The organism is Microbacterium sp. NPDC090281 (assembly GCF_044769635.1).
Taxonomy (GTDB): Bacteria; Actinomycetota; Actinomycetes; order Actinomycetales; family Microbacteriaceae; genus Microbacterium.
This window is the reverse complement of record NZ_JBIVYH010000001.1, coordinates 2272442-2293551: the sequence shown is the minus strand read 5'-3', so window position 1 is coordinate 2293551 and position 21110 is coordinate 2272442. Positions and strand designations below refer to the sequence as shown.

The window sequence follows — 21110 nt, the reverse complement described above, 5'->3', positions numbered from 1 at the left end:
ACGGATCTGAGACGATGGGGCATCCATCGACACTTTCCCTGTGAGAGACACCGAACGGAATCAGGATGCCCCTGCAGACAAGTGACCAGAAGTGGGCGGCGCAAGCCGCGGCCGGCGACGAGAATGCCTTCCGCGAGCTCTACCGCGCACACGTGCGACCTGTGTACTGGATCGCGCAGGGCATCCTCGCATCGCCGGCTGATGCGGAAGACGTGACCCAGGAGACTTTCGTCGTCGCCTGGCGAAAGCTTCCCGCCCTCGAACTCCAGGGCGAATCGATCCTGCCGTGGTTGGCCACGATCTGCCGCTTCCAAGCCGCGAACCGGCTTCGCCAGCGGCGACGGGATCAGGCGCACACGGCCGAGGCCGTCGATGAGGCCCTGCTGCCGGACACGATCAGCGTCGAGGAGCAGGTCATCACGGCGGAGCTGGCCGCGCGGATCGCTGCGGAGGTGGGCACCTTGAACGAGCTCGACCGTGAGATCTTCCGTCTGTGCGCGTCGGAGGGCTACGCCTATCAGGCGGCAGCCGAAGAACTCGGCGTGACCCATGCGGTCGTCCGGAACCGTCTCTCTCGAGTACGCACCCAGCTGCGCGGCGCCGTGAAGGAAGCGAGAGACGCATGAACGACCAGACCACCCCCGGCGACCTGCCCGAGCTTTCCGCCGAGACCATCGCGCGCATCGAGGAATCGGTCTTCGCGGAGATCGCGACGGAACGAGCGCCCGCGACCGCAGACCCGGCTGAGGCGAAGTCTCACACCCGGCGTCGACGCTGGCTGACCGGCGGCGGCATCGCTGCCGCTTTCGTGATCGGCGTACTCGTGACACCGCCGATCCTCGGAGCGGTGGGCGGTTCTTCCTCGGTGACGGCCGAGGGCCTGAACACGCAGGGCGGATCCGTTGCGGATTCCGCGTCCTCGTCGCCCGAGAGAATCACGGGAGTGACCCCGGAATCGCTGCCGGACGGCGCTCTGAGCTCCGATGTGAGAGGCGAGATGCTGCCGGGCACAGCGGTGTCGGACAGCGGTCGCGAGATCATCGCGACCGCGCAGGCAACGGTGCAGGTCACGAGCATCCCCGACGCGTCCGCGGCGATAGCAACGCTCGCCGAGGAGCACGGCGGCTACGTCGAGAGCACCGAGATCGGGAAGACGGTCGCCGTCGACGGCACCTCCGAGCCCGTGCCCGGCGACTCGGCATACGGCTGGATCGGGGTCCGGGTGCCTTCCGCCGACCTGGCTGAGGTGATCGCCGCGCTCGGCGACACCGGAGAAGTGCTGTCCTCGTCGACCTCGAAGCAGGACGTGACCTCCGTCGCGATCGACCTGCAGGCCCGCGTCGACTCCACGAAGGCATCCGTGGAGCGGCTCACACAGCTGATGGCGCAGTCGGGAAGCGTCTCCGAACTCATCGAGGCGGAGGTGGCCCTCACCGACCGTCAGGCTCAGCTCGAGTCGTACGAGCAGCAGCTCGCAGCGCTCGACGATCAGGTCGCCATGTCGTCGCTGCAGGTGCAGCTGACGAAGGCGAGCACACCGACCACCGCCGACCCTGCGGGCTTCGGCGACGGCCTGTTGGCGGGATGGAACGGCCTGGTGGTCTCGCTGAACGCTCTCGTCATCGCCCTCGGCTTCATCCTCCCCTGGCTCGCGATCGCGGGCGCCGTCGTCCTGATCATCTGGGTCATCCGCCGGACGCGTCGGAACCGACGCATCGCCCGCGCATCGTCGGCGGAGAAGAGCCCAGACGAGAGCTGACCCGCACCGCACACGAATCGGCTCGCCCGGAACATGCCGGGCGGGCCTTTTCGTTGAATTTCCGAGGTATACAAGATACCTTGTGCGTTTCGCATCGCGCGATTAGCGTCATCTTCCGTGGAAGACATCTCCGTGATCACCGCCGTGCACCACCCGCTGCGCCGACGCATCTACGACTACCTGCTCCTGTACGGCACCGCGCAGGTGACCGCGATCGCGCGCGCGCTCGACAGCCAGGTCGGCAGCATCAGCCATCACCTTCGGATGCTCGAGCGCGCCGGCGTCGTGGAGCGCGCGCCGGACCCGACGGGCGACAAGCGCACCAGCTGGTGGAAAGCGGCACGCCGCGGGCTGACGTGGTCGACCGACGACTATGCCGACTCTCCCGCCGATGCCCTGCTCGCGCGAGAGGCCCAGCGGCAGGGCATCCGGATGCAGATCGATAGGCTTCAACGCTGGCATCGCGGCAGGCATGACCCCGCATATGCCGACTACGACGGCTCGAACACCGAGACCACAGCATGGGCCTCACCCGATGAACTGCGGGACCTCTCCGCGCGGATCCTCGGGACGATCCGCGAGTGGCAGGACGGCATCGATCTCGACGATGGCCAGGACCGCGCTCCCATCTTCGTGTTCGCACACGCCTTTCCCACGGTGCCATGATGGCCACCGTCAACGAACCCGTCGAGATCGTCGCACCTCCTTCATTCCGCCGTGACCGCCTGGTGCATGCCTGGATCGGCGTCAAAGCGCTCTCCGATGCCGGTGACGCATTGTGGACGATCGCCCTCGCCTGGACCGCCGTGCAGGTTGCCTCCCCCGCCATCGCCGGACTGATCGTCGCGGCGGGAACGGTTCCCCGCGCGGTGATCCTGCTCTTCGGCGGCGTACTCGCCGACCGTGCGAATGCCCGCCGGATCATGCTGGTCTTCAACGTGCTCCGGGTCTGCGTGCTGGTCGCTGTCGCGGTGTGGGTACTCGCGACTCCGCCCTCGGTCGCAGTGCTGCTGTTCGCCGCGATCGCATTCGGCGTGTGCGACGCGTTCTACGAGCCCTCAGCCGGGACCATCGCGCGACAACTGGTCAGGGCTGAAGATCTCCCCTCCTACGGCGCCGCGGCACAGACGGCCTCGCGCCTCGGCACGATGGGCGGCGCAGCGATCGGCGGGGTGATCGTGGCGCACGCCGGCCTCGTCGGCAGCGCCTCGGTGAACGCGCTGACCTTCACGCTGGTCGTCGCCTTCATCGCGATCTGGCTGCGTCCACGATTCCGCCTCGCTCGTGCAGACAAGGAGACAGCACTGCGAGGGATCGCGCAGGGCTTCGCCCACCTCTCGTCGAACCCCACGACCCGCACGCTCGTGATCGCTCTGTCGGGGTTGAACCTCGCCGTCGGGCCCGCCGTCGGAATCGGGCTCGCACTCCGCGCCCATGCCGAGGGGTGGGGCGCACAAGCTGTCGGCCTCTTCGAGGCGTTGCTCGGCCTCGGTGCGGCGCTGGGGGCCATCTCCGTGGCGAAGTGGCGACCGCGTCACGAGGCACGCGCCGGCTTCTGGGCTCTGGTGGTCCAGGGCGCCGGGATCGTCGCGCTCGGCTTCGGACCGGCGTGGACCGTTGCTGCAGCGGCGTTCATTATCGGTGCGACGGCCGGATACGCGTCGGTGCTGCTGAGCGCGACCTTCTCAGCGACCGTCGACACCGCCTATCTCGGCCGCATGGGCTCCCTCACGCGCCTCGGCGATGACTGCTTGATGCCCGTCGCGATGGCCGGGTTCGGCGCACTCGCATCCGCCGCAGCCCTCTGGGTGCCGTTCGCACTGTTCGGCGGCGCGATGATGGCGCTGATGATCCTGCCGCTGAGCAACACGACCTTCCGGACGATGTCGCTGCGACCGGTCGACTGAGCCTGAAGCGCAAGAAAGGCCGGAAAAGCGAGAAAGCCCCCGGCGAACCGGAGGCTTTCTCGTGTTGTGTGACCCCAGCGGGATTCGAACCCGCGTTACCGCCGTGAGAGGGCAGCGTACTAGGCCGCTATACGATGGGGCCGTCTGGCGAAACGTTTCCGTCGCGCGACAACCGTTCAAGTATGCCATGACGATTCTCACTCCGCCAAATCGATGCCACCTCGTCCTGACGCCCGGGCGTGGCGGGTGGAATCCGTTTGCCGTGGAGCACATGAAGGAGTTGACTCTCCTCATGCGCGTCACCAAGTTCGAACATGCCGCCCTCCGCCTCGATGCGAACGGGAAGACCCTTCTGATCGATCCGGGCTCCTTCACAACACCTCTGGACGACCTCGAAGACCTCGTCGGTGTCGTCATCACGCACGAGCATCCGGACCACTGGACGCCCGACCACCTCGATCGATTCCTGCGTGCCGCACCGGGAACGCCGATCTACGCTCCTGCCGGAGTGGCACGAGCCGCAGCCGAATATGACATCACCGTCGTCGCCCCTGGAGACACCGTCGAGGTCGGTGGATTCGCCCTGCGATTCTTCGGCGGCACTCACGAGGTCATCCACTCCTCTCTCCCGACGGTCGAGAACGTCGGAGTGCTCGTGAACGACGAGCTCTACTACCCCGGCGACTCCTACGCCGTCCCTGAGGGCGTAGAGGTCGGCACCCTCGCAGCGCCACTCGGCGCCCCGTGGCTGAAGATCGGCGAGGCGATGGATTACGTGCTCGCCGTCGCACCGCGTCGCGCCTTCGGCACACACGACATGACGCTGTCGGTGATCGGCAGGAACATGCACCGTCAGCGCCTGCAGTGGGCGACCGAGCAGGGCGGCGGCGAATTCTTCGTGCTGGAGCCCGGCGAGTCCCTCGACCTGTGAGCGGCGAACCGCATCGCCTCCTCCCGTCGCCGACCGAACGGTTGACGTTCCGGGAGATGACCGCCGACGACCTGGACCTGATGGCTGATCTGCTCGGCGACCCTCAGGTCATGGCGTTCTACCCGGCTCCGAAGACGCGCGAAGAGAGCGCGGAGTGGATCGCGCGCATGCAGGAGCGATACGAGCAGCACGGGCACGGACTCTGGATCATCGAGACGCATGACGGCGTCTTCGTCGGCGACTGCGGCCTGACCTGGCAGTCGGTGAATGACGTTCCGGTGATGGAGGTCGGCTATCAGGTGCGGCGTGCGATGCAGCGCCGGGGATATGCGACAGAGGCCGCGCGAGCCTGCGTCGAACTCGTCGCGCGGGAGTTCGCGCCGACGCTGCTCACGGCGATCATCCACCCCGACAACGACGCCTCACGCGCCGTCGCCGAGAACCTCGGCATGACCCACATCGACGATGACCGCGCGCACCCGTGGATCGTGCGCACGGTCATGGGGATGCAGGTCGCGCCGGCCTAGCCCTGCGCGGCTCGAACCCGGAGCTCACGCTCGAGGTGATCCCGCTGCTCGATGACGAGCCTCCTCAGCGCGGCGGGAGCAGCCTGGTGGCCTGCGAGCCACGCGTCGACAGGCTCCAGGGAGTCAGTCGAAGGGAACAGCCCGATGACCAGCCGTCGCGCGATCTCGATGCTGCGCTCGTTCCAGGCCTGATCGATCCGCACGAAGTACTCGTCATCGAAGCCATCGATCAGATCCCGGCGTCCACCGGCACGGAACCCGCTGATCTCGGCGTCGAGATGGTCGTTGCTGAGCGACAGGTCATTCCACGCGGATTCCCACGCCTCACGCCGTACGTCCAGATCAGGGCGCGATGAGCGCGCCCGTCTGGCGGCGGTGCGTCCGTCTCCGGTGTCATCCCGGTCCAGCTCGGCCGCGATCTCGACCATGCCGGCATGCCCGGTGGTGACGAGGGCAGTCAGGAGCTGCCAACGCAGATCGGGATCAACGGTGAGCCCCTCGGGCACCACGCCGTCGAGTAGAGCCTGCGCGTGCTCGTGGTGCGCGTCGTCGAACGCGGATGCCGTCGCGAACGCCCTTGCCCACGAAAGCTGAGCATCGCTGCCGGCGTCGGCAGCCTGGAGTGCGGCCCAGACGGCGTCGGTCCAGGTCCGCTGCTCCTCGGCACGGTCCGCATCGACGACGAAATGGCGGATCGTGTAGAGCGCGTTCGCGACGACTCCCGTCAGCAGTCCGATGTTGAATTCCGCCGGCGCGTGCGTCCGCGCGATCGCGAGGTACCGTCTGGCGTCGAGCTCACCGTCCCGCGTGGCGTTCCACAGCGACGACCACACGAGTGCACGTGCCAGCGGATCGTCGATGGAGGACAGCGACTGCTCGACCGTGGTCAGAGAGCGCTCATCGAGGCGCGCCTTCACGTAGGTGAGATCGTCGTCGTTGAGGAGCACCAGCTCGGCCTCGGGCAGCTCGACCTCGGTCCACTCCCCGACGACGTCGAGCTCCTGCTGATCACGCCGGACGATACGGCCGTCCACCCGCTCGTACAGACCGATGCGAAGCCGGTGCGGACGAGGATCCGTCTGCACGAGGAAGAGGCGGCCGTCCGCATCGTTCTCGGTCCACAGCGTCGAAACGCCTGAGGTCTGCAGCCAGGCCGCGGACCAGTCGCTCATGTCGCGTCCCGACACAGCGCTCAACTGCACCAGGAAGTCGTCGAGCGTCGTGTTCCCGAACGCATTGGCGGTGAAGTACCGGCGGGCGCCCTCGAAGAACGCCTCATCGCCGACGAACGCGACGAGCTGCTTCAGCACGGCTGCGCCCTTGGCGTAGGTGATCCCGTCGAAGTTCAGCTTCGCGGCCTCGAGGTCGGTGATGTCCGCCACGATCGGGTGGGTCGTCGGCAGCTGATCCTGCTGATAGGCCCAGGCCTTGCGGCTCGCGGCGAACTTCACCCACGCGTCCTGGAATCGGGTGGCGACGGCCGACGCATGCGCACCCATGTAGTCGGCGAACGACTCCTTGAGCCAGAGGTCATCCCACCAGGTCATCGTGACGAGGTCGCCGAACCACATGTGCGCCATCTCGTGCAGGATCGTGTTGGCACGTGCCGCGCGCTGGGCATCGGTCGCAGCCCCGCGGGACAGGTAGGCCTCGGTGAAGGTCACGAGGCCCGGGTTCTCCATCGCGCCGAGGTTGTACTCGGGCACGAAGATCTGGTCGTACTTGCCCCAGGGATACGGATACGCGAAGGCGTCCGTGAAGAAGTCGAGTCCCTGCCGGGTCACCTCGAGGATCTCGTCGGCCTCCAGGTGCGGTGCGAGCGATCGGCGGACGAACACTCCTAGGGCGATGCTCTGCTCGCCCCGCTGCCACTCCCCGTCCACGCGCGAGTACGGTCCTGCGGCGACAGCCGTGATGTAGCTCGAGATCGGCAGCGTCGGAGCGAACTCCACACGCTGCACCCCGACACCCAGATCGGTGTGCGCGGCCGTCTGGTTGGAGAGCACCTCCCACCCGGACGGTGCATCCACGACGAAGGTGTACTCGGCCTTCATGTCGGGCTGCTCGAAACACGCCATGACCCGACGCGAGTCCGCCGGCTCGTACTGCGTGTAGAGGTACGTCTCTTCATCGACCGGGTCGTGGAAGCGGTGCAGACCCTCGCCCGACCGGCTGTAGGCCCCGACCCCCTCGACGCGGACGACGTTGGACGCAGCAAGACCGGAGAGGCTGATCCGCGCGCCGTCGTAGACGACATCCTGATCGACGCCGTTCACGACGACCCGCTGCACCTCTTCGCCGATGAAGTCGAGCCATGTCGCGTCGGCGGTGGCGTCGAACTCGAGCGTGGTGACGGTCGGGAAGCCGGAGCGTGCGCGCTCGGGTGCGCCTGTCAGGTCGAGCTCGACGCGGATGCGGTGCACGGTGACCGCGGCGGATCGCGCTGCGGTCTCCTCGCGGGTGAGGTTGGCTGTGTCCATGTATCCATCCTGGCATCCGGAGGCCGCACCGACTGCCCCGCTCGGGACGGGTCACGCCATCTGGAGCCGGTGACCGATCTCGGCATAGACCTGTGCGGAAGCCAGCGAGCGACTGAGGGCCGATTCCTCGTCGTCGCACGCTTGCGCGACGGCCGCCAGGATCGCATCGCTTCGTGCCACCTCGGCACGGTCGCCGGTAGCCTCCGCGATGCTCCGGGCCTCCTGCGCGTGCTGCTGGGCCTCCTGCAGGAAAGCACCCGCATCGATCGCGTCCAGGGCGGCTGCGGACACCAGGATCTCGGCGAGCGAGTTCGCAGCCTCCGTCGCGATCAGCGGCGATCCCGCACGCTCCGCCTCCCGAAGGATTCGTTCGGCGCTGGCTCTCGCCTTCGCGAACTCCCCGGTCCTCCCGTCGATGCGTGCGTCGAGCAGCTCGAGGTCGGCGGACGTCGCGAACTCCCCCGCGATCTGCAGGGTCTGCATCGCGATCGCACACAGCTCACGGGCATGCACGTCGTCGCCCCGTGCTTCCGCGACGAGGGCGAGCGTGCGCCGAACGAAAGGCAGCGACTCGCCACCAGACTCCGCCAACAGTTCCTGCAGCTCCGCCTCCGCATCGTCGAGGCGCCCGACTGCGAGGAGCAGTAGCGGGCGATTGCCGCGGACGACAGCCACGTTCAGCTCGTCGCCCTCTGCTCGCGCCATCGACAGGGCGATGGCGTAGCGCTCGAGCGCCTCCGGGTACCGGGCGAGGATGCGAAGGGTGTCAGCGTGGTTGCCGGTCGCGCGCCCCTCGATGACCCGGTCGCCCGCGTCTCGCGCGTGTGCGATCGCGCGTTCATACGATTCCAGGGCTTCATCCAGGTGACTCATCCAGCGCTGGACATTGCCGATCTGGTTCCAGGTGCGGGCCAGCGAGGCGCCTGTGGCTATCCGTCGCACACGATGCAGCGTGATCAGCGCCTCGTCCAGGCGCCCGAGCTTCTCTGCGCAATGCGCGACGCCGAGAGCGATTTCCGGCAGGAGGTCGAGACCCTTCCCTCGCGCGGCGAGGTCGTGCAATCGCAGCGACTCGTTCCAGAGCGACCAGCGCGAGAGTGCGGGGTGAGCCTCGATCGCAAGCTGCTCCGCCGCGGAGTCGAGGCCGTGCTCGCGAGCGGCCGTCGCGACCGCGAGCACTGTCGAAACCTCACGCGCGGCGTAGTCGGGGTCGTCGCCGATGCGGGCGAGCACCGCATCCGCAGACCTTCCCACGAATCCTCTGCGGGCAGACGAAGGTCGCAGCGACCGGGAGCGCTCCGCGGCGAACGCGAAGACAGTGTCGTGCATCCGCACTCGCCCGTCTCGCAGCTCGATCAGGTGGCGGGCGTTCAGCCGGCGCAGGTTCCGCGCGGCAGCCGGTCCGCCCGCTGCGACGAGCACACTCACGTCGACATCTCGATCGAGCAGCGCAGCATCCGCGAGCAGGTCGGCCTCGCCGTTGGGCAGCGACCGCGTAGCCGCTTCGAGCACTGGACGGATACGCGCATCCCGAGGCTCGTGTTCGAAACGCGACGCGAGGTCCTGGAAGGACCAGCCCTCGTGCTCCTGCACGATTCCGGCCAGCATCACGAGGTCGAGTGGAAGACCCCCACCGACGGCGACGATGCGTCGGAGCGCCTCCGTGCGCACGGCCAGCTCTTCGACGGTTTCGGAGGTGGAGGCTGTGCGGGGTGCGTGGGCTGTCTCGACGCTGGCGGACGAAGCGTCGCCGGCAGGCAGGAGACTGCGAAGGAGGCGCAGTGCATCATCACTCGTCATCGGAGGGACGACGATCCTCACCATGCGCGCATCCGCCGACGGCACCCGCTGCTCCAGGTCGGCGAGGTCCACGCGCGACGTGACGATGAAGCGCACACCGGGAACGAGCAGAGCGGCCAGACGCCGGGGATCCCCCGCATCCTCGATGATCACGGTCATGCCGTGTGCGACGTTCTGCAACCGCTCGCGCAGACGGGGCAACTCGTACGGAAGCGAGCGAACGCCGAGCGTACCCAGCATTCGCCGCAGGATGTCGATCGGGTCGGCCTGCGGACGGTCCGGATCGGACTCGCGCAGGTGAACCGTGAGCACCGGTGCCGACCCCGACAGCGCCGAGGCGAGGGTCGTCTTGCCCGCACCCGGTAGGCCCGTGAGGATGAGTACGTCGGCGTCGGGAACGGCGGCGAGCAGGTGTTCACGCCCGATCTCCGCGCCAGGAGTGTTCCGACGACCGAGAGTCACCTCGATATGCACTCCCGACCTCTCTCCGCTGAGCACACGGGCGCTCTCGCGCCAACGGTCGGCCTCGGCCTCGTCGCCGCCCAGGACCCGCACGATGTCACCGATGAGACGATCGTCGACCCGTCGTCGACCAGGGCGGAAGCAATCGTAGACGGTCACCTTCGGCGGTTCTGCACCGTCGCGCATGCGGCCTATCCGACGCGCGATCTCGGCATACGACGGAGAACCCGCAGTCGCGCGCATCCCTCCGAGCCCCAGGCAGAGCTCGTCGAGGGTGCGCGGGGCGGGCATGAGTCGAGCCTATGGCACCCGATCACAGCAGTGAATGCGGCACAGTTCGGGCTCGTTCGGGCTCGTTCGGAGTCGGACGGGCCCACGCCGCACGCACCTAGGCTCACTCGACGGAGAGGCCGCCCGACCTCCCGGACAAGGAGAGACACCCATGACGACACGCGCCGAGATCGCCGCGAAACTCGACGACTTCTCATTCCAGAAGGTCAACTTCGGCGGGTTCCTGATGAACAAGCGCGCCAAGAACTCCCATGCCCTGTGGACCCGCGCCTCCGACAAGGGGGTCACCGAGCTGACGTTGCTCACCACGAGGGACTACGGCGAAGGCAACGTGTACGACGTCGCGGCCTTCACCATCGATGGGACCGTCCCCGCAGACATCCTCTCGGAACTACGGCAGCAGGCGGACGCCCTCGCCGACCGCGTCAACCTGCGCGCGCATGGCTATGTGTACACCTGCCTCGAGCCCTGGGATGGAGGGGACGCCATCTGGATCTCGAAGAAGCCCGAGTTCCGAGCACTGAGCCGCCCCGAACAGGGCATCTACGTCATCCCGGTCCAGCGGCTGACCAGCACGGGCGTGCCGCGATGGCTTGCGTGGGTCCGGGACGCCGGCCAGCTGAACATCGCCATCGTGTACAAGCCCTGACCTGTGACGATGCTGTCGGAGAACACGACGGCACCGCATGCTGGGGAGCGCATGCGGGGCGGCGTGCTCCTCGTCGCCGCATCCGTGACGTTCCTCGAGATCGCGGGCCTTCTGGCCTTCTACCTGTTGCCGGTGGGATTCGGCCTGACAGGCCCCGCCCTCGGACTCGCCCAGGTGGGTGCGATACTCCTCGGAGCGGCGCTGGTCATCTCCTCGACGATCACCATCCGCCGACATCTTCGGCGGCGCGCCGCTCTCATCTCCGTCGCCGAGGCACTCGGCTGGGCATACCGAGCGGACATCGGCGATCGCATATGGGGCGGCTCCATCGACGAGCAGATCGATCGCGGAAGCCGCACGGCCAGGGATCATCTCGATGCCTTGCAGTGCGATCTCCCCTTCGACAGCGTCGAGCGCACCTTCGTCGTCGGCGATCGCGAGGGCGCGACGATGCACACCGTGCGAGCAGTCCGGATACCGCTGCCTTCCGAGGCTCCGCGGATCACGCTCCGTTCCCGGCGCGGCGGCGGAGCGCTCAGCGTGCTCCCCCGCCGTCCGAACGGCAGATCCCGGCTCCGGCTGGAGGGCGACTTCAGCGACGTCTTCGATGTCTCGGTGCCGACCGGCTACGAGACCGACGCGCTCTACGTGCTCACGCCCGACCTGATGGTCATCCTCCTCGACGAGAGCGCCGACCTCGATCTGGAGATCGTCGACAGCACCCTGCACGTGTACTTCCCAGCCGTCGACCTGACCGACGAGGCGGAGTTGCGCAGATTCATCGCCGTGATCGCTGCGCTCTACGACCGCTTCGGTCGTCGCACCCTGTTGTACCGCGACGAGGCTGCTGAGCCTCTAGACCCTGCGACCTACCGCCGCGATGGCGACACGCTTGCCGATCGTGCGCGTCGGGTCGACACCCGCGTGCGGTGGTGGCCGGTGGTCGCCGCGGTGGCCACGCCACTCGTCCCGATGCTCATCGCCGTCGTCTGGCTGCAGCTCGCCGGCTGACCTTCCACGAGATCTCCGGGCCACCGAGAAGCCGACGGATCGCCGTCTCCGGTGTGACGGAGAGGTCGAGTGTGCGTCCGCGGGCGTATTGACCGAAGACACGCGGGTCTATGTAGCTACCGCGAGCGACCGCTGTCGTGTTGCCGAGCGCCGTCGCCGCCGCCTGCACGGCCAGGCGCTCGGCCTGGCTCCGGTGGTTGCGGCTGTCGAGCTCGCCGATCCGAGCAAGAGCGTCGGCTGCGATGATCGTCCCGTGCAACGTGCGGAAGTCCTTCGCCGTGAACGATGCACCCGTGACCTCTCCCAGATACGTGTTGACCTCCACCGGGGTGATGCGCACCCGCCGACGACCCCGGCGATAGGCGAGGAGGAATGCTCCGGACTTTCCTGCGGCGAAGTCTGCAAGTGCTTCGGCGAGTGCCGCGTCTGTGATCTCGATCGATGCCGTGCGACCGCTCTTGGCGGGGAAAGACAACGCCAGGTCATTGCCCTCCACCCGCACGTCCCGCCGTCGAAGGGTCGTGAGACCGCGACTGCCGTGCCGCACCAGATACCGCTCCGACCCGATGCGGAGCGCCGCGTCGTCGAGAAGGCGGAAGGCGATGGCGAGGGCGCGCTCCTTCGTCTGCCCCTCCTGGGCGAGTGCACGAGTGACCTGAGCCCTGGCACGGGGAAGGGCCGCTGCGAGATCGAGTGCACGCACGAACTTTCGACGATCACGGGACACTCGCCACAGTGGATGGTAAAGGTACTGCTTGCGCCCCGCACCGTCGATGCCCACGGCCTGGATGTGCGCGAGCGGATCCGCCGCGATCCACACATCGTGCCAGGCGGGAGGGATCACGAGGTCGTGGATCCGCTCCTGATCAGCCTCGGGTGCGGCGATCCCCTCCGGATCGACATAGCGGAAGCCCGACCCCGATCGCACGCGCCGGAAGCCCGGGTCCTGCCCCGGAACGACCCGGATGAGTCTTGCCATCGTGCTGCCTCCCTCGACTGTCTTCGAAAGAGGATGCCTGGCCGCGAAGATCAGCGGAAGGGAGTGGCGCCACGGGGTACCGGCGTGCTATTCGCCCTCGGGCTCAGCGCGGGGCGCCGCGAAGGTGCTGCGCATGTGGTCGCTCGTCAGGAAGTCGGCGATGCCGATCATGATCAGGCTGAACACGATCTGCTCCGACACCATCCACAGCGGATAGAGGCCGGGGATCGCGGCCATGACGAGCGTGATGACGGGGAAGATCTGTGCGAAGAGCCGCAGACGCTGATAAGCCCACCGCCACCCGCGTTGCGCGCGCCAGGCGAAGTAGAACAGCGTGGCGGTCATCGCGAGCACGACCAGCGTGCGCATCCAGACGGCGAACGAGACCGACTCACCGTCGACCGCCAGCACCAGAGCGACGACGACGGCACCGACCCCGATGATCAGCTCGACCACGAGGAGCCAGAGGATCCAGGTGAATGCGCGGATGGTCTTGGGGTGCCTGCGGTCGGCCTCGCTGATCGCGACACCCGCCTGCCGCCCGCCTGCGATCCGGTCGAGCCGTAAGAAGAGAGACTCCAATGCCATGCTCGGAGCCTATTGCGTGCGCACCGCGCCGTCCTCCCCCGTTCGATGGATGTCGGTCACACCGTTGGCGTGAGGGGTGACGACCCGCTCGAGCGCGATCGCGAGCACGCCGACGGCCAGACTGCCCGCGATCATGAGGCCGATGAACCAGGCGTCCAGTCCTCCGCCCAGCATGACACCCGCCACCAGCGGCCCCAGGATCGCACCGCCCTGGAAGGCCGCGGAATTGATCGCGTTGTACCGGCCTCGCGTGCGGTCCGAAGCGAGGTCGTTGTAGATCGCGGGGACAGTGGGCTGCAGCATCGTCTCGCCGAACGCGAAGACCCCCATATAGGCGATCACGCCCACGGCTGCGGCCAGGGTGCCCGGCAGGAAGCCCGTCGCCCCGAGCAGCACCCACGACAACGCCCAGATGAGAGCCATCACCTGCATGACTCTCGTTCGCCGCTTGCCGGAGATGAGCCTGAGGACGGCGAACTGCAAGAGCACGATCACGGCGGTGTTCACGGCGAACGAGAGGCCGACGACCTGCGTCGAGACCTCGGACACCTGCCGAGCGAAAGCCGGGAAGCCGGCCTCCATCTGCCCGTACCCGATGAACACCGACAAGAACGTGAGAAGGGTCAGCCACAACACGGCCGGGCGACGCAGGATCTCCCGGTAGCCGCCGACAGGAGGAGCATCGGCCTCGGCCTCGTGCTGGGTTCGCACATGCCGAAGCGGGCCGAGCACCAGCGCCAACGGGATCAGACCGCTCGCGGCGTCGATCAGGAAGATCGTCGTGAAGGTCGTGGGATCCGTCACGTCGACGAAGAATCCGCCGATCACCCCGCCGACGCCGATGCCGAGGTTGACCAGAGCGAAGTTGACGCCGAAGTACTGCTGACGCACCTCACCCTCCACCACGGTGGCGATGAGGGCGTTGAACCCGGGCCACGAGACACCGAAGTTGACGCCGATGAGCATGACGGCGACAGCGGCGACAGCGGGGTGTGTGGCGTAGGCGAGGAGCGTGCATCCGGCGATCATGGACAGCAGTCCGACGATGAGCACCCGCCGCGCGCCGAAGCGGTCGATGAGCGTTCCGCCCGGACCCGTCACGATCAGGCCGGTGATCGCGATGAGACTCATCAGCGCCCCCGAGACGCCGAGGTCGAAGCCGCGCACCTCGTGGAAGTAGATGATGGTGAAGGGCAGGGTCATCCCCCGCCCGAGCGTCTGGATCGCGACCGTCGACAGCAGCCAGCGCCCCTCGGTGGGCAGGGCGTTCCAGAAGCTCCTCATACCGATCACCTCGACATTCTTCCGGACGCCGCGGACATCGCATGACCGGATACGGATTGTCCGACGACCGGGGTATCTGCCATCATCGCGAGCATGGCCCTGTCATTCGAAGAATTCCGTTCGTCGCTGCTCGACGCCGGCTCCCGGCAGGGGCTGGGCATCCAGCTCACGGATGCCGAAGCGCAGCAGGTCGCAGCCGACCAGCAGGCCACCCAGAGCTGGTACGAGTACTGGCTCGCAGTGACTGCGCAGCCTGCCCCTCCGACAGGCGTGTTCCCGGCTCCGGACACCTTCGCGACCGCGGAGACGGTGCCGCTCGGCGGACACGACTTCGCGCAGACGGCCGCCTTCGCCTCCGCTCCCCCGGCCTACGGCGGCACGCCACCAGGACCTGCACCGTATGCCGCCGCCGCCGGCGCCCCGCAGAAGAAGAGTCGAGTCGGGCTCTGGGTGACTCTGTCGATCGTGGGAGCGCTGCTGCTGATCGCCGTCATCGTCGTGATCGTCGCGTTCACCACCGCCCGGCACTGGACCAAGGTCGATTCGCCGGAGAAGCCCGAGACGTTCCACAGCGAAGAATACGAGACCGGCCTCTACCTCGTGGCGGACGACGGCGTGAGCCCGTGCGTCGTAGATCAGGACTGGAGCGACTGCATCGACGCGATGGAGGCCCAGTACGCGGGAGCCTGCGCCGGCGTCGAGCTCGTCCCTGCAGCGGCGACGCTCTGCGGTCAGCATCGCGCCGAGATCGACCGCATGCGCGCGGAGGACTCCGAAGGCTCGGTCGTCGCCTCACTCGGCGACTTCGGCCACCTCACACGCACGCCCGAGACAGCGACGCGACAGGTCTCGAACAACGACTACGAAGCCGCCGTCACGCACGAGGCCGTCTGCTATCTCGGGTTCCTCGGGGAGTGTGAGTAGCGGCGCGGAAGAGACCCCTCGACGCGAGCGGCCTCGCGTTCAGGCCGCCGTGTCGGGCAGGCCCACCTTCGCCTTCGCCCAGGAACGCCCGCGGGTGTCCTTGAGGATGTCGTACTCGACGTCGACGTGCGGCTCGATCGCGCTGTACTTGTCGTTCGGCGCACCGATGACGAGCTGGAAGCCGAGCCCTCTCCAGGCGCCGATCGCGCGCTTGGTGAAGTGGGCATCCGCCTTGATCAGCGCCTCGTCCATGAAGACCGGCGCATAGCGCGGCCGCGCGGCACCCGCATCCCCGAGCTGGTAGCGAAGGGCTGCGCCGACGATGAACGCGACGAGTTCCTGCGACTCCCCGCCGGACTTCTCTCCGATGTGGTCGTAGAGCGCGACGTGCTCACGCGTCGCGGCGGTGACCCGCTCCGCGCTCACCCGCACGTGGTTGCGCACGTCGATGAGTTCGGCGAAGTCAGGGGCCGACCGCCGCATCCGTCCGATGAGGCGGCTCATCTTGCGGTAGACGGTTTCCCGTTCCGCATCAGTCGATGCCGCGTCGATCAGTCCCCGGACCTCGCGAAGCTCGCGGCGGAATCGCTTGCGTGCCTCGCTCTGGTTCTCGCGCGGGGTGATCTGGAGACGATGATCGTCGTCGTAGAACGGCAGCTCCTCCATGATCCGGTTGATGGGATCGATACGATCCTTGATCTCGCGCAGAGAACGGCTGAGCGTCGAATCGAGACTCGTCAGATCGTTCCCCGACAGCTTGAGCAGGCTGTCGCGCCACTCGATCTCCAGCTCGTGCAGGCCGTTGGTCTGGAGCGCCGACAGGATGCTCTCGAACTCCCCGACCGATGCGTCAGGATCCGGGAGGATCGTGAGGTTGTCCCAGCGCTCGAGGAACCCGGACATCAGCCGCCGCATGCTCTCGCGCTGCTGCTCGTGCGCCTCGGCAGCCTCGCGGCGATCCTCGTGAAGGCGCTGCGCCGCGGTCCGCAGAGCGGTGTCCAGATGTGCCAGCCGCTGAGACGCGGACGGGGTGTCCCCCGTCTCGGAGTGCAGGAATCGGCCGTCCAGGAACGACGCATGCCCGTCCCCCAGAGCCACTCCGGATGCCGACGCCGAATCGATCACGGTCTGACACGTGTCGACGTCGTCGGTGACCTGTCCCCAGTGCTCCTGTGTCTGGGCGAGTTCATTGCTCAGACGCGCCTCCTCGTCGCGGAGCCGCCCTGCACGAGACCTCAGGTCTTCGGCCTGACGCTTGAGCTGAGCGATCTCGGGGCTGGCCGTCGTGACCTCTGCTTCGACGGCGAGCCAGCGTTCTCTCTCGGCCTCCACCGCGGCGGTATCGATCTGCTCCCAGGTGAGGTCTTCGACCTTCGCGAAGGCGGTCGACCGCGCCTCGATGCGGTCGAGAGCGGACTCGGCAGCCTGCGCGGAGGACGCGCACTCCTCGTAGCGATCGGCCAGCCGCAGCAGTTGATCGTCGATCTCACGCAGCCGACGGTCGTTCGTGAAGCCCAGCACATTCGCACGGCCCTGCCCGCCGTGGGCGCCTCGGCTCCCCTGGGACATCTGACCGCTGATGGTGAGGGCCTTCTGGTGCTCGCCCAGCTGCGATGACGAGTCCACGCAAACATAGCCGAAGCGATCCTGGAGCCGCTGCTGAAGCCAGCCGGTGAAGGGGGTCGGCAGATAGTCGAGCCGAGCGGGGAGTGTCTTCGGGTCGGCGTTGCGAGCTTCAGGGAGCCCTGTGTGCACGCCCTCGTAGTTCAACCGCTCCGGTGTGCGTATGGAGTTGATGGCGGTGCGGAACGACGACAGGTGCTCGGCATCGATCAGGAGCGTCCTGGCGAAACCCCCGAGCGCCAGGTTGAAGGCCTCGCGCCAGGGCTCGAACTCCGTCCGCAGCTCGATGAGCTCGCCGACGAACGGAAGATCCGACGGGTCGAGTCCGACTGCCTCCGCGAGCAGCGAGCGCGATTCGTCGAGGTGCGCGGGGATGCTGCCGCGCACGCGGCTGGTCCGCTCGCGTTCGTCGCGCAGCCGCCGGATCTCGGCCTCGGCCGTCCTCCGCGCCGTCTCGGCATCGGCGAAGGCTGCACGCGCGTCACGGATGTCAGACTTCGGCGACGAGCCCCGAGCGCCGGACACGAAGGCCTCGAACTGCGCGGGGGTGTCGACGTTCTCCCCGAGATCCCGGACGATCGTGTCGAACTTCGCCCGTTCCCGAGTGACATCCTCCACACGACGCTCGGCGACACGGAGCTCACGCTGCGCCGTCTCGAGGCGGTCGCCGCCGGACTGCCGCAGCACATCGAGAAGCCCTTCGCGCTCGACATCGGCGGCGTCGACGAGCGCACGCTTCTCGCGCACGGCGAGGCTCAGCGCACGGGAGCGTTCCCCCAGCTCCACTTCGACGTCGCGCAGCAGATCCAGACGCCGCTGCGCGTTCCAGAGGGCGGCGAGCGAGGCGGGATCGGTGAACACCCCGACCTCGTCGATCACACGCACGCGCTCGGCGGCCGACGCGATGCGGTCTTTGATCCCTCGGATCGGCTCGAGTGCACTCACCTGCTGCTTCGCGGTGAGCATCCTCGTGCGCGTGCTCTCGAGCTCGTCGAAATGCGCCACGACGGCGTCAGCCGTCGCCATGGTCTCCGGCTCTTCCAGCACGAGCTTCTTGTACAGATCGTCGACCGTCGTGATCTGCTGCCCTGCCTGGATCCTGGCGAGAAGGCTGATCGCCTTGGCGCCGGAACCTGCCGCCCCGATTCCGAGCACCGCCTGCAGCCTCGCCGAGAACTCACGGTCGGTGGCGAGGGTCTCAAGGCCCGTCGCCCGCACCGACGCATCGGAGAGCCGCTGCGTCGCAGCCTTCTCCAGCAGCCCCAGGTCGAAGGGCCCGCTCACCGTCGCCCGAACCCGAACCGTGTCTTCCAGGACGCGCGCATCCGCCGGGATGTACCACGCCCGCACCGCAGTGAACCGCGACCCGTCATGATCGAGCCACGTCGTCGCGATCGCACTCCAGGTGTCTTCGCCGTCTCCGCGGAGCACGCGCAGCTTCGTGCCCTCTTCTGTGCGGGACTCGTCGATCTTCCCGCGCCCGTAGGAGAGGATGTTCCGCTGCTCGTCGCCGCGAGGTCGTCCCGTCACCCCACCGTTGGATGCACCGTTGAACGGCGTCGTATGCGGCATCATCAGGGCGATGTATGCATCCATGAGGGTGGACTTGCCGGAACCCGAGCCACCGCAGAGCAGAGTCGCGTCGGGTGAGAAGCGCACGCGGTGGGGGCCTCCGTCATATCCGCCCCAGTTGATCAGCTGCAGTTCCTCCGCCACCCACTGCTGTCCCCGAGAACCCGCCGGGATGAGTCCGAAGAGCGTGTCGACCATCGTCATCGTTCCACCACTTCCTGCGACCGCAGCCAATCGCGGAGCTCTTTCAGGGTCTCCGCACTGAGGACGACCTCGACGAGCGCGCTGATCCGATAGCGCCCGCTGGTCTCCTCCTGGACGATGCCCTCTCGGTCCAGCCGATCCATCGCGTTGCGGATCGCCTTCTGCTGCCGTGCTGTGCCGCCGTCGACGTCGGTGAAGTAGCTCAGCACGGTCTGCTCGAGATCTTCGATGTCGATGCGCACGGATGCCTCCCCCGCCGCGGACTCGCGCTGATAGACCGTGCGCAAGTGCACGAGCACCAGGGTCTCGGCACGCGTGTACGGGGCGTCCTTGAGTAGAACCGGCATGTCGATCTCGTCGGAGCGGAGCTGCTGCTTGTAGGCGAACCCACGACCGTGGTCGACGACCAGGCGCAGGTACAGGTCGTTCAGGCGAGACTCGATCACCTGCTGATGGTCGAGCAGGAGGGTCCATTCCCGACGGTTGCGTTCCGCAGCGATGAAACGACGCTGGAGGATGTGCGCCAACAGACGCCGGATCTCGGGGTCGAGCGTGCCGCGGTCACCCGCGAAGTGCTCCTCGATGTCGTCTTCCATCGGGACCGGGGCGATGAACGGATCATCGACCGGCGCTTCCGTCACGAGGCTCTCTTCAGGCATGTGCTTCTTCCTTCGGGTTGCGTGCCGTGACGGCGCCGAACGCGAAACGTCGCGTCGAACCGTCCGGGCGCACCGCTTCGACCACCGACACCGCATCGCTCTCGGTCATGCCGTTTCGGTGGGCGATCTCGAGCAGTCCGACGAGGTCGACGGGGCGACGGGTGTCGTCGGCACCCTCCGCGAACGCGGCGGCGAGGTCGAACTCCGGGCCGAGACCTGCGACGTACTCCTCGAGCTCGGCGTAGCGCGGACCGCCCCATGCGCGGGAATCGACGTCGGCGAACTCGACATCGCCGGCATCTGCCAGAGGAGCAGGGACGGCCGGCGGGCGAATGCTGGAGACGGTCTGTCTGAGGTGCCCCAGATCGACCAGCGGAAGGCTGCGCACCGGTGCAGCGCTCGCTCCCGCGCCATCCCAGACGTGCAGAGCGGCGATGACGTCGCGAAGAAGATCGTCGATCTGACGGTCCCGCAGCGGATCATGCGTCTTCACCTGGCCGGTGATGACGTGCGACGCCCGCCGTTGTGCGGCCAGGACCTCCTCCACGCCGAGTTCCACCCGACGCCCGATGGCATCGAGCTCGGCGCGTTGAGTGTTGTCGAGCATGCGGGCGAACGGCTGGCGGAGCAGGCCGTGCAACTGATCGGTGAGCGCGTCGATGCGATCCGGGTCGCCGATCAGCCGGAGGGCGCCGGCGAAGGCACGCCCTTCGGGAGTCGAGTTCATGACGTCCTGCGCGCGCTGCAGATACTCGCGGAGCACCTCGCCGGTCGGCCGCTCGTCGCGCCGCAGATGGGCGACGACGTCGCGCTGCATGAGCTTGAGCGACTCGGCGACCCGGGTGAAGTCGGCCGGGAGCTCACGCGCCAGATGCAGCACGTTCTCGGCTTCTTCGAAGAGCTCCTCGTCATCCAGCGGGTCGGCTCGCCCCGACTCCTCGATCCGGTCGATCTCGGCGTCGAGGACGGCGCGTTCCTCGCGGAGACGTGCGAGTCGCCGGACCGGATCGGCCTCGGCACTGTCCGCCAGGTGTTCCACGGCTTCGAGAAGCGTGCGCACCCGCGAGTTGGAGACACGCGTGCGACCGCCGCCGGTGCGACCCGCGATCTCCAGCGCCTCCACAGCATGCGCGGACAGCCGGTACACCTCGACGTCCTCGTCGATCTGCTGCACCAGCCAGCCAAGCCGGACCCAGTTCCTGGCGACGTCGCGGCCCGTGCCTGCCGGAACACGACGGTCGTCTTCGTCATACCCCGCGCCGCGCAGCTCGTCGAGGATCTCGGAGAGCTCGGCCTGGGCATCGGCGATCGGGATGGATGCGCGGTCGGCCGTGAACAGGAGAGAAAGCGATGCGACGACGAAGGGCGCGAACCGACCGTGGAGCAGATCGAGGGTCGGAGTGCTGAATGCGGTGACAGCGCGGGAGAATGCCGCTTCAGCTCGTGTTCCTGTCACGTAT

General features: G+C 67.6%; 17 protein-coding genes and 1 tRNA gene. 9 read left to right on the top strand and 9 right to left on the bottom strand.

Going from position 1 to position 21110, the window contains the following annotated elements; translation table 11 throughout:
* Positions 1–65 precede the first annotated feature (65 nt).
* The 4 genes from ACIQTX_RS10960 to ACIQTX_RS10945 all read left to right on the top strand — a co-directional run bounded on the left by ACIQTX_RS10960 (position 66) and on the right by ACIQTX_RS10945 (position 3666).
* Positions 66–626: an RNA polymerase sigma factor gene (locus tag ACIQTX_RS10960; protein WP_402972074.1), complete on the top strand. Its 561-nt coding sequence runs from the start codon at positions 66–68 to the stop codon at positions 624–626.
* On the top strand, positions 623–1759 hold the full coding sequence (locus tag ACIQTX_RS10955) for a DUF4349 domain-containing protein (protein ID WP_402972072.1): 1137 nt from the start codon (positions 623–625) through the stop codon (positions 1757–1759). Before ACIQTX_RS10960 ends, ACIQTX_RS10955 begins: the two co-directional genes overlap by 4 nt.
* 117 nt (positions 1760–1876) lie before the next feature.
* The gene (locus ACIQTX_RS10950; RefSeq protein WP_105525484.1) at positions 1877–2425 is read left to right on the top strand and encodes a helix-turn-helix domain-containing protein; all 549 of its coding nucleotides are present in this window, start codon (positions 1877–1879) and stop codon (positions 2423–2425) included.
* Entirely contained in the window at positions 2425–3666 is a 1242-nt protein-coding gene (locus tag ACIQTX_RS10945) for an MFS transporter (protein WP_402972070.1), read from the top strand. The genes ACIQTX_RS10950 and ACIQTX_RS10945 overlap by 1 nt, the downstream gene beginning before the upstream one ends.
* Positions 3667–3735: 69 nt before the next feature.
* On the opposite strand, the gene ACIQTX_RS10940 is transcribed toward ACIQTX_RS10945, so the two are convergent.
* Positions 3736–3808: transfer RNA gene (locus ACIQTX_RS10940), tRNA-Glu, on the bottom strand.
* Between the two features lie 150 nt (positions 3809–3958).
* Here ACIQTX_RS10940 and ACIQTX_RS10935 point away from each other — a divergent pair.
* Positions 3959–4597 carry an MBL fold metallo-hydrolase gene (locus ACIQTX_RS10935; RefSeq protein ID WP_402972068.1) on the top strand — a complete coding sequence of 213 codons (639 nt, stop codon included), beginning with the start codon at positions 3959–3961 and terminating at the stop codon, positions 4595–4597.
* 56 nt (positions 4598–4653) lie between these two features.
* Positions 4654–5124, top strand: a complete 471-nt coding sequence (locus ACIQTX_RS10930) for a GNAT family N-acetyltransferase (protein WP_402972066.1) — start codon at positions 4654–4656, stop codon at positions 5122–5124.
* Here the strand turns inward: ACIQTX_RS10930 and pepN are convergent.
* Both pepN and ACIQTX_RS10920 read right to left on the bottom strand, forming a co-directional pair.
* Positions 5121–7604 (bottom strand): aminopeptidase N, encoded by a 2484-nt coding sequence (pepN, locus tag ACIQTX_RS10925; RefSeq protein ID WP_402972064.1) that lies wholly within the window; start codon positions 7602–7604, stop codon positions 5121–5123. The two genes, ACIQTX_RS10930 and pepN, sit on opposite strands and share 4 nt — an antisense overlap.
* A gap of 51 nt (positions 7605–7655) precedes the next feature.
* Positions 7656–10157: a tetratricopeptide repeat protein gene (locus ACIQTX_RS10920; protein WP_402972062.1), complete on the bottom strand. Its 2502-nt coding sequence runs from the start codon at positions 10155–10157 to the stop codon at positions 7656–7658.
* 151 nt (positions 10158–10308) lie between these two features.
* On the opposite strand from ACIQTX_RS10920, the gene ACIQTX_RS10915 reads away from it, so the two are divergent.
* Positions 10309–10806 (top strand): hypothetical protein, encoded by a 498-nt coding sequence (locus ACIQTX_RS10915; RefSeq protein WP_402972061.1) that lies wholly within the window; start codon positions 10309–10311, stop codon positions 10804–10806.
* 9 nt (positions 10807–10815) lie between these two features.
* Positions 10816–11817 carry a hypothetical protein gene (locus tag ACIQTX_RS10910; RefSeq protein WP_402972059.1) on the top strand — a complete coding sequence of 334 codons (1002 nt, stop codon included), beginning with the start codon at positions 10816–10818 and terminating at the stop codon, positions 11815–11817.
* On the opposite strand, the gene ACIQTX_RS10905 is transcribed toward ACIQTX_RS10910, so the two are convergent.
* The 3 genes from ACIQTX_RS10905 to ACIQTX_RS10895 all read right to left on the bottom strand — a co-directional run bounded on the left by ACIQTX_RS10905 (position 11783) and on the right by ACIQTX_RS10895 (position 14668).
* The gene (locus ACIQTX_RS10905; RefSeq protein ID WP_402972057.1) at positions 11783–12796 is read right to left on the bottom strand and encodes a DNA topoisomerase IB; all 1014 of its coding nucleotides are present in this window, start codon (positions 12794–12796) and stop codon (positions 11783–11785) included. The two genes, ACIQTX_RS10910 and ACIQTX_RS10905, sit on opposite strands and share 35 nt — an antisense overlap.
* A gap of 87 nt (positions 12797–12883) precedes the next feature.
* Positions 12884–13384: a hypothetical protein gene (locus ACIQTX_RS10900; protein WP_402972055.1), complete on the bottom strand. Its 501-nt coding sequence runs from the start codon at positions 13382–13384 to the stop codon at positions 12884–12886.
* A 9-nt stretch (positions 13385–13393) separates the two neighbouring features.
* Positions 13394–14668: an MFS transporter gene (locus ACIQTX_RS10895; protein ID WP_402972053.1), complete on the bottom strand. Its 1275-nt coding sequence runs from the start codon at positions 14666–14668 to the stop codon at positions 13394–13396.
* A gap of 93 nt (positions 14669–14761) precedes the next feature.
* Between ACIQTX_RS10895 and ACIQTX_RS10890 the strand changes: the two genes are divergently transcribed.
* Positions 14762–15592, top strand: a complete 831-nt coding sequence (locus tag ACIQTX_RS10890) for a hypothetical protein (RefSeq protein WP_402972051.1) — start codon at positions 14762–14764, stop codon at positions 15590–15592.
* Between the two features lie 39 nt (positions 15593–15631).
* Here ACIQTX_RS10890 and ACIQTX_RS10885 read toward each other — a convergent pair whose 3' ends face one another.
* From ACIQTX_RS10885 to ACIQTX_RS10875, 3 genes are read right to left on the bottom strand one after another with little or no spacing between them, the layout of a single operon-like run.
* Positions 15632–18991: an ATP-binding protein gene (locus ACIQTX_RS10885; protein WP_402972049.1), complete on the bottom strand. Its 3360-nt coding sequence runs from the start codon at positions 18989–18991 to the stop codon at positions 15632–15634.
* The gene (locus tag ACIQTX_RS10880) at positions 18988–19650 is read right to left on the bottom strand and encodes a DUF4194 domain-containing protein (protein ID WP_402972047.1); all 663 of its coding nucleotides are present in this window, start codon (positions 19648–19650) and stop codon (positions 18988–18990) included. Before ACIQTX_RS10880 ends, ACIQTX_RS10885 begins: the two co-directional genes overlap by 4 nt.
* A complete protein-coding gene (locus tag ACIQTX_RS10875; protein WP_402972045.1) occupies positions 19643–21106 on the bottom strand; it encodes a DUF3375 domain-containing protein in 1464 nt (487 codons plus the stop codon). Before ACIQTX_RS10875 ends, ACIQTX_RS10880 begins: the two co-directional genes overlap by 8 nt.
* Between the last annotated feature and the right edge of the window lie 4 nt (positions 21107–21110).

Coding starts and splice junctions, on each gene's coding strand:
- ACIQTX_RS10960 (WP_402972074.1), top strand. CDS start 66: ATGCCCCTGCAGACAAGTGACCAGAAGTGGGCGGCGCAAGCCGCGGCC.
- ACIQTX_RS10955 (WP_402972072.1), top strand. CDS start 623: ATGAACGACCAGACCACCCCCGGCGACCTGCCCGAGCTTTCCGCCGAG.
- ACIQTX_RS10945 (WP_402972070.1), top strand. CDS start 2,425: ATGGCCACCGTCAACGAACCCGTCGAGATCGTCGCACCTCCTTCATTC.
- ACIQTX_RS10935 (WP_402972068.1), top strand. CDS start 3,959: ATGCGCGTCACCAAGTTCGAACATGCCGCCCTCCGCCTCGATGCGAAC.
- ACIQTX_RS10930 (WP_402972066.1), top strand. CDS start 4,654: ATGACCGCCGACGACCTGGACCTGATGGCTGATCTGCTCGGCGACCCT.
- pepN (WP_402972064.1), bottom strand. CDS start 7,604: ATGGACACAGCCAACCTCACCCGCGAGGAGACCGCAGCGCGATCCGCC.
- ACIQTX_RS10920 (WP_402972062.1), bottom strand. CDS start 10,157: ATGCCCGCCCCGCGCACCCTCGACGAGCTCTGCCTGGGGCTCGGAGGG.
- ACIQTX_RS10915 (WP_402972061.1), top strand. CDS start 10,309: ATGACGACACGCGCCGAGATCGCCGCGAAACTCGACGACTTCTCATTC.
- ACIQTX_RS10910 (WP_402972059.1), top strand. CDS start 10,816: ATGCTGTCGGAGAACACGACGGCACCGCATGCTGGGGAGCGCATGCGG.
- ACIQTX_RS10905 (WP_402972057.1), bottom strand. CDS start 12,796: ATGGCAAGACTCATCCGGGTCGTTCCGGGGCAGGACCCGGGCTTCCGG.
- ACIQTX_RS10900 (WP_402972055.1), bottom strand. CDS start 13,384: ATGGCATTGGAGTCTCTCTTCTTACGGCTCGACCGGATCGCAGGCGGG.
- ACIQTX_RS10895 (WP_402972053.1), bottom strand. CDS start 14,668: ATGAGGAGCTTCTGGAACGCCCTGCCCACCGAGGGGCGCTGGCTGCTG.
- ACIQTX_RS10890 (WP_402972051.1), top strand. CDS start 14,762: ATGGCCCTGTCATTCGAAGAATTCCGTTCGTCGCTGCTCGACGCCGGC.
- ACIQTX_RS10885 (WP_402972049.1), bottom strand. CDS start 18,991: ATGACGATGGTCGACACGCTCTTCGGACTCATCCCGGCGGGTTCTCGG.
- ACIQTX_RS10880 (WP_402972047.1), bottom strand. CDS start 19,650: ATGCCTGAAGAGAGCCTCGTGACGGAAGCGCCGGTCGATGATCCGTTC.